This window comes from Anaerolineales bacterium (assembly GCA_022866145.1).
Lineage (GTDB): Bacteria > Chloroflexota > Anaerolineae > Anaerolineales > E44-bin32 > PFL42.
On sequence record JALHUE010000174.1, the window covers coordinates 1 to 11,987 of the forward strand.

11 protein-coding genes are annotated in these 11,987 nt (G+C 66.0%); 7 read left to right on the forward strand and 4 right to left on the reverse strand.

The window, feature by feature from the left end; translation table 11 throughout:
* From MUO23_05525 to MUO23_05545, 5 genes are all read left to right on the forward strand, one after another.
* Positions 1-303: cytochrome b N-terminal domain-containing protein (locus tag MUO23_05525; GenBank protein MCJ7512413.1), on the forward strand; the 303-nt coding region annotated here is incomplete at its 5' end.
* A gap of 17 nt (positions 304-320) precedes the next feature.
* The gene (locus MUO23_05530; GenBank protein ID MCJ7512414.1) at positions 321-722 is read left to right on the forward strand and encodes a hypothetical protein; all 402 of its coding nucleotides are present in this window, start codon (positions 321-323) and stop codon (positions 720-722) included.
* Between the two features lie 28 nt (positions 723-750).
* Positions 751-1,197, forward strand: coding sequence for a Rieske (2Fe-2S) protein (locus MUO23_05535; GenBank protein ID MCJ7512415.1), 447 nt, complete (start codon positions 751-753; stop codon positions 1,195-1,197).
* Positions 1,194-3,101, forward strand: a complete 1,908-nt coding sequence (locus tag MUO23_05540; GenBank protein ID MCJ7512416.1) for a heterodisulfide reductase-related iron-sulfur binding cluster — start codon at positions 1,194-1,196, stop codon at positions 3,099-3,101. The genes MUO23_05535 and MUO23_05540 overlap by 4 nt, the downstream gene beginning before the upstream one ends.
* 30 nt (positions 3,102-3,131) lie before the next feature.
* On the forward strand, positions 3,132-4,121 hold the full coding sequence (locus MUO23_05545) for a hypothetical protein (protein ID MCJ7512417.1): 990 nt from the start codon (positions 3,132-3,134) through the stop codon (positions 4,119-4,121).
* 274 nt (positions 4,122-4,395) lie between these two features.
* Here MUO23_05545 and MUO23_05550 read toward each other — a convergent pair whose 3' ends face one another.
* Both MUO23_05550 and MUO23_05555 read right to left on the reverse strand, forming a co-directional pair.
* Positions 4,396-4,707 (reverse strand): cupin domain-containing protein, encoded by a 312-nt coding sequence (locus MUO23_05550; GenBank protein ID MCJ7512418.1) that lies wholly within the window; start codon positions 4,705-4,707, stop codon positions 4,396-4,398.
* 25 nt (positions 4,708-4,732) lie between these two features.
* The gene (locus tag MUO23_05555; GenBank protein ID MCJ7512419.1) at positions 4,733-6,040 is read right to left on the reverse strand and encodes a thymidine phosphorylase; all 1,308 of its coding nucleotides are present in this window, start codon (positions 6,038-6,040) and stop codon (positions 4,733-4,735) included.
* 83 nt (positions 6,041-6,123) lie between these two features.
* Between MUO23_05555 and MUO23_05560 the strand changes: the two genes are divergently transcribed.
* Positions 6,124-8,097 carry an amidohydrolase gene (locus MUO23_05560; GenBank protein MCJ7512420.1) on the forward strand — a complete coding sequence of 658 codons (1,974 nt, stop codon included), beginning with the start codon at positions 6,124-6,126 and terminating at the stop codon, positions 8,095-8,097.
* Between the two features lie 125 nt (positions 8,098-8,222).
* On the opposite strand, the gene MUO23_05565 is transcribed toward MUO23_05560, so the two are convergent.
* On the reverse strand, positions 8,223-8,432 hold the full coding sequence (locus MUO23_05565) for a cold-shock protein (GenBank protein ID MCJ7512421.1): 210 nt from the start codon (positions 8,430-8,432) through the stop codon (positions 8,223-8,225).
* Positions 8,433-8,745: 313 nt separating this feature from the next.
* Positions 8,746-11,331 (reverse strand): DNA mismatch repair protein MutS, encoded by a 2,586-nt coding sequence (mutS, locus tag MUO23_05570; GenBank protein ID MCJ7512422.1) that lies wholly within the window; start codon positions 11,329-11,331, stop codon positions 8,746-8,748.
* Between the two features lie 60 nt (positions 11,332-11,391).
* On the opposite strand from mutS, the gene MUO23_05575 reads away from it, so the two are divergent.
* Positions 11,392-11,987, forward strand: a 596-nt coding sequence (locus tag MUO23_05575) for an ROK family protein (protein MCJ7512423.1), incomplete at its 3' end; no start/stop codon positions are given.

Here is an 11,987-nt window from a genome sequence, read left to right on the forward strand (position 1 = left end):
CTGAACTGGGTGAACGGCGTGTTCCTGCTGGTGCTTACCCTCGCCTTCGGCTTCACCGGCTATTTGCTGCCGTGGGACCAGACGGCATTCTGGGCCAGCACCGTTGGCACCGAAATCGCCGGCGCCGAACCGATCGTGGGCAACCTGGCCCTGGTCTTCCTGCGCGGCGGCTGGGACATCACGGCGGTCACCCTCACCCGTTTCTACGCCCTGCACATCTTGGTCCTGCCAGCCGCCATCATCCTGTTCCTGGTCGCTCACTTCTTGATGATCCGGCGCCAGGGCATCGCCCGTCCTCTGTAGGGCGAAGGGAAACTAGCATGACTGAGCAAGATCACGCCAAGGACGAGAAGACGATCCCCTTCTTTCCGGACCACATCCGCACCGAGGCCTGGGTCACCGTCGGGCTGCTGGCCATTGTCGTGCTGATCGGTGTGCTCGCCATGTCTCGGCCTATCGGGTTGGAGGATCCGGCGGACCCGATGAACACTCCGACGCACGTCAAGGCTCACTGGTACTTCCTCTTCCTCCAGGAGATGCTGAAGTACATCCCCAAGGGGATCGGCGTCGTCATCCCAGTGGTCGCGATCGTGATCATGGCCCTGTGGCCGTTCATCGACCGCAAGACCGACAGCAAGCGCGCCCGCACCTATCGGATCGTCGTCTCGGTCGTGGCCCTGTCGGTGATCGGCATCCTGACCTACCTGGGCGCGATCGGCTAGGGCGCGGGGGGCAGGATAGGAGACGGGTATGAGATCTGAGGGCTCCGGCGTTCCCCGCCGCAACGTCATGCGCCTTCTGGGAGGCCTGCTCGGCGCCCTGGGGGCGACGGTCCTGTTCGGGCCGGTGATCGCCTACTTCTGGCCGGCCAAGTTGGAGGAGATCCCTTCAGAACCTGTGGCCGTCGGCGCCCCGGACCTGGTGCCTCCCGGCGGTTCGATGACGGTTCGCTTTGGCCGCTACCCGGCGCTGATCATCAACGCACCAGACGGGATGCGCGCCTACTCTGCAGTCTGCACCCACTTCGCCTGCCTGGTGAAATGGAACCCCGAATCCGGGATGATCGAGTGTCCATGTCATGCCGGGTTCTTCGATGTCGCCGATGGATCCGTCATCTCCGGTCCCCCGCCCGAGGGGCTCATGCCACTGGATGTCTTCGTCAAGGACAATATCTTGTACGTCGGGAGTGAGGCGTGACCGCCAAACCTCTGCCCACCGCCTCGGCCCCGATCGCCTCCCACCCGGCAATCCGGCGCCGGTCCGGCGAGTTCGTCCGCCATGTGCTGCTGCAGGACCGAGTCTTGCGGCGCGTCTACCCCGGCATCATGCACAGCCTGCTGTTTGTCGGCGTCACGATCCAGATCCTGGGGACGATCGTCAACCTGCTGCAGTACCCGCTCTTCCTGCCATTCACGATCGACTTCTTTCCGCGGGGTGGCGCCTATCTCGGCTTTGAGCTCGTCATGGATCTGGCTGGGCTGGCCATCCTCCTCGGAGTTCTGATGGCCGCTTTCCGCCGGGCCGTACTGCGCCCTACCTACCTGGTCTCGCGCTGGGACGATTGGCTGGCCCTAGGCCTGCTGCTGCTGATTTCGGTCCTCGGCTTCCTGTCGGAGGGGATCCGGCTGATGAGCGCCAACCCGGCCTGGAGGGCATACTCCCCGCTCGGTACCCTGACGGCCATGGGACTGCAAGGGTTGGATCTTGCGCCCGCCGCGATGAACTCGCTCCACCAAGTCGTGTTCTGGGGGCATGTTGTTTCCGGACTGGCACTGGTGGCCGTGATCCCCTTCACCAAGATGCGCCATCTCCTGACTGGGCCGCTGAACATCCTGGCGCGCCCCCAGCTGAACTCCGGCGAACTGCAGACGATTGAGAATGTTGAGGAGACTGAGATCCTTGGCGCCGGCAGGGTGGCGGAGTTTTCCTCGCCGGCCCTGCTCTCCTTCGATGCCTGCGTCCAGTGCGGCCGATGCGAGTCCGTCTGCCCGGCGACAATCAGTGGGATGCCGTTTTCCCCGCGGGCGATCCTGTTCGGTCTCGCCGGGGCCTTGCAGGCGGATCTGGTGGGTTCGAATGGGCATGAGCCTTCGGTCCTGGTCGGCCAGACCTTCGCCAAGGACACCGCCTGGCACTGCACCACCTGCGGCGCCTGTCTGCAGGCTTGCCCACTGTTCGTCGACCCAGTCTCGCCCGTGATCGAGATGCGGCGCTATGTGACAATGACTACCGGCGAGGTCCCAGGGTCTGTCGGGGAGGCCCTGACCCAGATGGAGCGCCGGGGGAATCCGTGGGGGCTCTCCAAGCAGGACCATGCCCCGTGGGCGAAGGAGCTTGGGGTGCGGGTGCTGCAGCCCGGCGAGTCAACCGACGTCCTGCTGTTCGTCGGATGCGCCTATGGCTATGAGGCCCGCAGCCAGAAAGCCGGACGTGACCTGGGGCTACTGTTGCAGCAGGCTGGGGTCGAGTTCGCTGTGCTGGGCGCGGCGGAGGGCTGCTGTGGGGAGACGGCCCGCCGCCTTGGCCATGAGGTCCTGTTCCAGACCATGGCCAAGGCGAACATCGAGACCCTGCACGGGGTTGGGTTCAACCGAATCCTGACTGCCTGTGCCCACTGCTACAACACCTTGCGGAACGAGTACCCACACTTCGGGGGCGAGTTCACGGTTGTCCACCATACCGAGCTCCTGGCTGAGCTGATCCGCCAGGGCAAGCTGCACCCCGGCCCCGACTCGGGCTCCAAGACCTACACCTTCCACGACTCGTGCTACCTGGGCCGGTACAACGATATCTACGAGCAGCCGCGCCTCGCCCTGCGCAGCGTGGAAGGCCTCAAGGCCGTAGAGATGCCGCGGCGCAAGCAGGACGGTTTCTGCTGCGGCGGCGGCGGCGGGCAGATGTGGATGGAGACCGATCCCAACACCCGCATCAACCAGCGCAGGCTGGACGAGGCCGTCCAGCGGGCCGGGGCGGAGGTCGTCGTCACGGCCTGCCCCTACTGCCTGATCATGATCGACGACGCCATCCGCTCCAAGGGCATGTCGGAGTCGGTCGGCGCAGTCGACCTGGCCGAGGTCATCAAGGAGCACACGCTCGGCTAGGCCGGCGCGCCTTGCCGGGGAGGGGTGAACATGGCCACACACAGGCTGATGATGGTCGAGGCCCATGGCCCACTGCCGGCAATCCGCCAGCTGTTGGCCAGCATGTGGACTCACCGCCGGCTTGCGGTCATGCTGATCCCGACCTGGACCCGCAGCGGCCGATCCATGAAGGCGACGCTGATCGCCTCGCCCGACTCGCTCTTGTCCGCCGATCCCTTCGCGCCGGTGATGCCCATGAATGCTGCCGGAGAGGCCGCCACCGTCCTGAGCCGCCGGCCTCCCGGAGCGATGTGCCTGGTCCTCCGCCCCTGCGAACTCCGCAGTCTGCGCGAGTTGGCCAAACGCCAGGGGCTGACGCTCGATGACACCTTCCTCGTCAGCACCGACTGTCTGGCGGTGCTCCCCTTGGAGGACTTCGCCTGGCGTCACGGCAAGAACCCGGACCCGGACCACATCACCAGGGACGCACTGCATTTCGCTGCCCAGGGCGGCATCCTGCCCAGCCGGCTCCGGCCCAGCTGCCAGCTGTGCGATCAACCCTATCCCGAGGACGCCGACCTTCACATCCAGGTGTTCGGAGTGGAGACTGCCCGCCATATCCTGTTCGAGGTTCGGGATGCCGATCTGCTCTCAGCCCTCGAGGCCGACGGGATGGATCTCCGCCCGGTTCCGCCCGAGATCGAGGAACGCCGTCTGCGCGTCATCCAGCGCCTGGTCTCCTGGCGACGGCAGGTTCGGGCGTATGCCGAGTCCCACCTGACGCCCGACCAGGCCAGCCTGGCTCACCTTGTGGACCACCTGCGCACTTGCGACGATTGCCGCCGCCGATTGGATGGGTACTGCCCGCTCTTCGAGCAGGCCTGGCAAGCACCCGAGACCGCCAGCCTGGAGAGCCGGGTGGAGTCCTGGCTGGTTGCCTGCGGCGGCTGCGGCATGTGCGACTATGCCTGCCCGCGCGGCTACCCGCTCTTCACCGTCATCGGCTCCCTGACCCACCGCCTGACGGAGCAATCGAACTAGGAGACTTATGAAGAAGCCATGCCGCCAGAGAGGAATGCGCGCATAGGCTGGTTGGGGCTTCGCCCGATCGGCGTGTGCGCCTTTCCCTCCTCCGGGGAAGGCGTCTTTCATCCATCAGCGAGGCCCTCGCCAACCGCCCGACCACTTCGGGTACCCCAAACAAAACGGGAGGTGCGGTCGGATCCTGACCCCCCCCCGGAGTAGGGTCACCGGCTCCCGGCCCAGCTGCCGGACATGCGGGCGTGACCCTACCCCAGCCAGCGCCGCGCCCAGCCTAGCCAACCGCCCGCTGTGCCTCCCAGCAGGTCACTCCTTGCCCGCCCACGACGGCGGAATGCACGATTCCGGCATGGAGCTCAAGCCGGTCCCCTTCCTGAAGCAAGATGTCTCGGTCAACCTCGGGCAGAGCGAAGGCTATGGAGCCCTCGAGCACGATGACGACCTTGTCATAGGGATGGGCGTGAGGCGGATAGCTGTCCCCGGGGGCGTTGCTCCAGGTGTAGCCGTCCAACTCCAGGGCCGAGATCCCGCGCGTCAGGGCGATGCGGTCCAGGGGTCTCGGTCCGCGCCATCGCAGCACACTCACGCGTCTGGCTGAGCGAGGCTTCACCTTACGGTCCGACCTTTCCATACAGGTGCGGTAGCGGCTGGACGGCGCGCCTCGAGAACGAGTAGGCTTCGAGAACCCTGCGGAGGGCGGCATCTCGGCGAGCCGGGTCGTTGGCATGAACCGTGAACAGCGGTTCGCCGGCGGTCACCGGGTCCCCGACCTTGCGATGCACGACGATTCCGACCGAATGGTCGATCGCTTCACCCTTCACCTGGCGCCCGGCCCCGAGGTCGACCGCCGTCAGCCCCACCACCCCGGCGTGCAGCCTGCGCACATTTCCGGCCTGCGGTGCACCGACGGTTTCGATCCAGCGGGCCGTCGGCAGTCGATCCGGGTGGTCGACGTAGTCGACATCCCCGCCTTGGGCCTGAACCAGGCGACGGAAGGTGCCCAGCCCGCTCCGATCGGCGATGGCGTTCTGCAGGGCCCTCTTCCCGGCGCGCAAGTCCGGGGCCTTGCCCACCAGGACGAGCATGGTTGCTCCCACTTCTAGACAGTGGGCGGTGAAATCTGCCGGGCCCAAGCCGCGCAAGGTGTCGATCGCCTCGCGCACCTCGAGGGCGTTCCCAACCGCGCAGCCCAGGGGCTGGTTCATGTCCGAAAGCAGGGCCACCACCCGCCGACCCGCTCTGCGGCCGATCTCAACCATGGCCCGGGCCAGCTGCCTGGCCTCGGCCTCGCTCTGCATGAAGGCGCCGCTGCCGACCTTGACATCCAGCACGATCGCCTGCGCGCCAGCGGCGATCTTCTTGCTCATCACCGATGATGCAATGAGCGGGATTGACGGCACGCTGCCGGTGACATCCCGCAAGGCGTACAGCGCCCCGTCCGCCGGGGCCAGGTCACCCGTCTGGCCAGTCAGGACGATCCCGATCCGGCGCAGCTGATCCAGGAACTCCTGGCGGCTGAGGTCCACCCGAAACCCGGGGATGCTCTCCATCTTATCCAGAGTCCCACCGGAGAACCCCAGCCCCCTTCCCGACATCTTGCCGACGGGGACGCCGCAGGCAGCCACCAGCGGCTCGACGACCAGGGTGGTCTTGTCCCCCACCCCACCGGTGGAATGCTTGTCTACGGCCATCGGAACCACCCGGCGCAGATCGAGGACCTCGCCGGAGTCGGCCAGGGCCTCGGTCAGATGCCAGGTTTCCTCGGCGTTCATTCCCCGCCAGACAATCGCCATTGCCCAGGCGGAGGCCTGGTAGTCGGGGATTTCGCCACGGGCGAAGCCTTCGACGAAGAAGCGGATCTCTTCCCGCGACAAGACGCCGCCGTCCCGCTTCTTGACGATCACCTCTAGGGCCTGCATCCCCCACCTCCAGCAGGATTATACCGGCGCTGGCAGGCTGCGGCCGACTGCTATAATGGCGCAAACCCCGAGCGAGGCGGAGCATGCAGGCGGATTGGATACTGGCTCACGCCACGGTGATCCCCATGGACGGCGCGTCGCCGGTGATCTCCGACGGGGCCGTCGCCGTGCAGGGTGAAACCCTGCTGGCCGTCGGTCCGAGCGCCCGGGTCCTGGAGACCTTTTCCGCGGCCAACGTGATGGATTGCACGGGGCGGGTGCTGTTGCCAGGGCTGGTCAATGCACACACCCATGTCCCGATGACGCTGCTGCGCGGCCTGGCGGACGACCGACGGCTGGACGTCTGGCTGCTCGGCTACATGATGCCGGTCGAGCGCGAATTCGTCTCGCCGGACTTCTGCCGGCTGGGGACCCTGCTGGCGTGCGCTGAGATGATACGCGGCGGGGTCACCTGTTTCGCCGACATGTACTACTTCGAGGACTCAGTTGCCCGGGCTACGGCCGAGGCCGGGATGCGCGCCGTCTGCTCTCAGACCGTGCTCAAGTTCCCATCGCCGGATGCAGCCTCCTATGAGGACAGCCTGGCGATGGCCCGAGAGTTCATCACTGCCTGGCGCTCGCACCCCCTGATTACGCCCTCCGTCGCCCCGCATGCCCCATACACCACCACGCCGGACATCTTGCGAGCATGCGCCCAGCTGGCGATTGAATTCGATGTCCCACTGCATATTCACTTGGCCGAGACCGCCCAGGAAGTGGATGACTGCCGGGCCGCCAACGGGATGCCGGTCATCCCCTGGGTCAAGAAACAGTCCTTGCTGGAAGCCAAGGTGTTGGCCGCCCATTGCGTCCATATCGACGAGGGCGAGATCCACACCCTGAAGCGGGCCAATGCCGGGGTCGCCCACAATCCCTCCAGCAACCTCAAGCTCGCCTCCGGGTTTGCCCCGGTGGCTCAGATGTTGGCCGAAGGCCTGCCGGTCGGGATCGGCACCGATGGGCCGGCCTCGAACAACGATCTCGATATGTTCGAGGAGATGCGGCTGGCATCCTTCCTTGCCAAGGCCACCACTGGAAATCCGACGGCGCTGCCTGCGGCCCAGACTTTGGCGATGGCCACTCGCCTGGGCGCCCAGGCGCTCCACCTCGGGGATGTGACCGGCTCGCTCGAGCCGGGCAAGCGGGCCGACCTGATCCTGGTAGATCTGCGGGATGTGCATACCTCGCCTGCCTTCGCCCACGAACCGGAGGCGGTGATCTCGCGCCTGGTGTACTCGGCACGTTCGACCGACGTCACGGACGTCATGGTCAACGGGCGGTGGCTGATGCGGGATCGCAAGCTGCTGACCATCGATGTCGGACCGCTGCTCGACGCCGCGGCCGTCTACGCCCGGCGCATCGATGCCTTCCTTGTCGAGCGCGAAGGGTCACTGTACTCGCGGCTGGTCGCCATCGGTGGAGCCGAGCAGGGAGAGAGCTATGAGGTTCAGATCAAGCTGCACCTGGAGAACCCCGAGTCGGTCGTGGCTGCCTTCACCCATGGCGGGCTGGAAATCATTCGCCGCGCCCACTATCGCGAGTACGATACGTACTTTTCCTTCGGCGACGCCTCGCAGGGACGCCTACGCCACCGGGAGGACGAATTCATCGATGAACAGGGGGAGGTTTCCAACGTCCGCTATCGGCTTACCCTGACGGGTCCGGCTGCCGAGCGTCGCTTCCCCAACTCCGCCCTGCTCTCGCGCTCGCGCTTCATCGCCCCGGCTACGCACAGCCTGCGGTTCTACCGCGAGTACTTCAAGCCGGAGAAGGAAGCTGAGGTCTCGAAAGAGCGCCTGCGCTGGATGGTGCGCTTTGAGGGCGAGGAGTTCTTCGTCAATATCGACCACATGCTCAAACCTAAGATCGAGGGCGCCTTCCTGGAGATCAAGAGCCGAACCTGGTCTCGCCTGGATGCCGAGGAAAAGGCGCTCAAGATCAACGCCCTGCTCGAAGCGCTCGGCGTCCAGGATGCCCGCCCGGTCGAGCAGGACTACGCCGAGATGGCGGGCGACTGAGGCCATCCTCCGAGCCGGCCGTGCCAGAGGGAGCGCCTGCCGGGCACGGTTCCCTGGGCGAAGCGGGAAACGCAAGCGCCCCGACGGTCCGTCGGGGCGCTTCAGTTGTTGGCGGAGTTGAGGATCTAGACGATGGTGACGTTCGCGGCCTGCGGGCCCTTCTCGCCCTGCTCAACCGTGAACTCGACCCGCTGGCCCTGCTCCAGGCTGCGGAAGCCCTCGGCCACGATCGAGGAGAAGTGGACAAAAACGTCCGGGCCGCCTTCACGCTCGATGAAGCCGTAGCCCTTGCCGCCGTTGAACCACTTTACCGTCCCGACAATTCTTTCTGACATTGCATGCCTCCTTTACGGCATCCGTGTGTTCGCTAGGTGCCTGTCCCGTTCGTCGGCGATCGGTTGCGGCGCAAGCCTCGTACAACCCAGACGGCCCAGGCGGTCTTCGCCCAGGCCGTGTCTTTCGACTTCCAGACTGAACTGACCAGCCACCTACAGGCGCAATCCTATCACTTTGTCAGTGGCATGTCTAGGATTCTCGCCGCGGGCAATTCGGGCCCGATTGGCCGCTTGTGATTTCCCTGACCAGGCCCTCAGGCAACCCGGTGCCAGGATAGTCAAGCTTGAGGGGCGACCACCCGATAGCGGCTGTCTAGTCGGAGCCGGGCTCGCGGTCCAATGCCTGGCGCCAGGCGAACAGCTTGTTCAACGCCTCCAAGGGTGTCATCGAGGAAACGTCCAGCCCTCGAAGTTCCTCTCGGATCGGGTCAGGCTCGGCGAACAGCGGCAGCTGCTTGCCCGTCACCGATGCCGACTCGGCACCAGCCTGCTGGGCCGATTCGGCCTCGAGCTGGGCCAGGATCTCCTGGGCCCGGTTGATCACAGGCCGCGGCAGGCCGGCGAGTTCCGCGACGTGGATGCCGTAGGACTTGTCGGCACCGCCGGGCAGGATGCGGTGCAGAAACACCACTTGCCCGGCCTCCTCCGACACGGCGATGTTGTAGTTGCGCACTCCGGGCAGCATTTCGGCCAGGCGCGTCAGCTCGTGGAAATGCGTGGCGAACAGCGTACGGGCGCGCAGCCGCGGGTGGTTGTGAAGATACTCGAGCACCGCCCAGGCGATCGACATGCCATCATAGGTGCTGGTGCCTCGGCCGATCTCATCCAGGATCACCAGGCTTCGAGGCGTGGCGTGATGCAGGATGTTGGCGGTCTCCACCATTTCGACCATGAACGTCGATTGCCCGGCTTGGATCTCATCCTGCGCCCCGATGCGGGTGAAGATGCGGTCGGTGATCGCCACGCTCGCCGCCCGCGCCGGGACGAAGCTTCCGATTTGCGCCATCAGCACGATCAGGGCAACCTGCCGCAGATAGGTGCTCTTGCCCGACATGTTGGGGCCGGTGATCACCCGCAGGCGTTCGCCCGGCTCAAAGGCGCAGTCGTTGGGCACGAACCGCTGCGGCCCCAGAGCCTGCTCGACGACCGGATGGCGTCCCTCCAGGATGGCGAATCCCTCCAGGACAAACTCCGGACGGACGTAGTTGTGGCGGCTAGCGGTCTCCGCTAGGGCAGCGGTCACATCCAGCCGCCCCAGGGCGCGCGCCGTGCGAATCAGGCGTGAAGACTCGGTCCCGATGCTGTGGCAGACCTCATCGAACAACTCCGATTCCGTCTGGCGGATGCGCTCCTCGGCCGTCAGGACAATGGTCTCGTACTCCTTCATCTCCGGCGTGATGTAGCGTTCACCGTTCACCAGGGTTTGCTTGCGGATGTAGTCCGGTGGCACTGCCGCGGCGTTGGCGTTGCTGACCTCGATGTAGTATCCGAAAACCTTGTTGTAGCCGACCTTCAGGCTCTTGATGCCGGTCCGTTGGCGTTCGACCGACTCCAGGTTGGAGATCCACTCCCTGGCGCCTCGGGAGGCGTCGACGATGGCATCCAACTTCTCCGAGAACCCATGGCGGATGACGCCGGGATGGGCCAGCGTGGCCGGAGGCTCATCGGACAGGGCACGCTCGAGCAGGCCAAGCAGATCGTGGCAGGGATCGATCGCTTGCTCAAGCTGAGCGAGCGGGCCGGAGGGGTGCGAGGCCAGAACCCGCTGCACGTCCGGCAGCCGCCGCAAGACGGAGCGCAACCCCACCAGATCGCGCGGCCCGGCCAGCCCGGACGCCGTCCGATTGGTCAAGCGCTCGACGTCAGGAAATGCTGCCAGTGCCGCCCGGCATGCCTCCCGCAGCAGCCCATCCACCACGAAGGCCTGCACTTGGTCCAGGCGTCCTTCGATGCGTTGGACATCCAGCAGCGGACGCGAGATCCAGCTCTGCAGCCTGCGGCGGCCCATCGGAGTCACGGTGGCGTCCACGACGCCGAGCACCGACCCTTTCACGCTGCCGGTCCGGAGAGTCTCCATCAGCTCCAGGTTGCGCCGGGTGGCGGCGTCCAGCATCATGAACTCGTCCAGGGCGTACGTCGATAGGGAGGTCAGCAGGTGAAGCGAGGCCGGCTGGGTTGACCGCAGGTAGCCGACGATGGCCCCTGCCGCCCTGGCGGCGGCCGGCATCTCGCCCAGCCCAAACCCCTCCAGCGATGCCGCCCGAAGCTGATCGTGGAGCACATCCGAGGTCCGCTGGAGCTCAAACTGCCAATCCGGCAGACGGGTGACCTGCCCCGGGATCCCCGCCGGCAGCGTGAGGGACGCAGGGGCCAGCACCTCGGCCGGCGACAGCCGCGTGATCTCAAGCCGAATGGCCGCCAACGGGTCTGCAGTCTGCAGCTGGGTGGCTGCGAACTCTCCGGTCGTAATGTCGGTGTAGGCCACGCCTACCCGATCGCCCTCGACGATCACCGCTGCCAGAAAGTTGTTGGCATCTCCAGGGAGCAGCCCGGGCTCAACCAAGGTGCCGGGAGTCACCACCCGGACGACCTCCCGGGGGAACAGGCCGCGGACCGCACTGTCGCCGACCTGGTCGCAGATTGCCACGCGATGGCCTTTCTCGATCAGGCGACCCAGGTAGCTTTCGAGCGCGTGATGGGGAATGCCGGCCATCGGCACACGCATGCCCTTCGCCACGTTGCGGGAGGTCAGGACGATATCCAACTCGGCCGCCACCAGCTCGGCATCCTGGTCGAACGTCTCATAGAAATCCCCCAGCCGGAAGAACACAATCGCCTCCGGATGCTGACGCTTGATCTCCAGGTACTGCTTGCGCACCGGGCTGAGGTCATTGGCCATGAGGTTTGCATTCTACGGCCCACGGGTTCAATCAGCAAGCGCACATGTTATACTCGGCCTATGCTCCCTGTCGTGGCCGTTGACCTTGGCGGGACCAACATCCGAGCCGCCCTCTTTCCTACCGACCAACCCAAACCTGCGCGAAGTCAACGAGTGCTGACCCGCGCCGCGGAAGGTCCGCAGTCAGTTGTCCGCCGGGTGATCGAGACGATCGAGGCCCTCCAACTCCCAGTCTCTCCAGGGCTGCGCATTGGGGTGGCCGCTCCGGGTCCGCTCGATCCGCGAGAAGGGGTGGTCTTTGGCGCCCCCAATCTCCCGGGCTGGGATCGGGTGCCGCTGCGCGACCTGCTGGCTGCCCATTTCGGCTGCCCGGTTGCCCTGGGCAACGACTGCAACCTGGCCGCCCTCGCCGAATGGCGTCATGGCGCCGGCCGGGGCGTCCGCCATTTGATCTACCTGGCCATCGGCACCGGCATCGGCGGCGGCGCCATCGTCAATGGTCAACTCTTGCTGGGGGCTCACGGCCTGGCCGCCGAGTTCGGCCACATGCTCGTCGACCCCAGGGCTCCGCTCTGCGGCTGCGGTCAACCCGGCCACCTGGAGTCTTTGGCTTCCGGACCCGCCATCGGCCGTATCATGGCCGAGCGCCGGGCGCA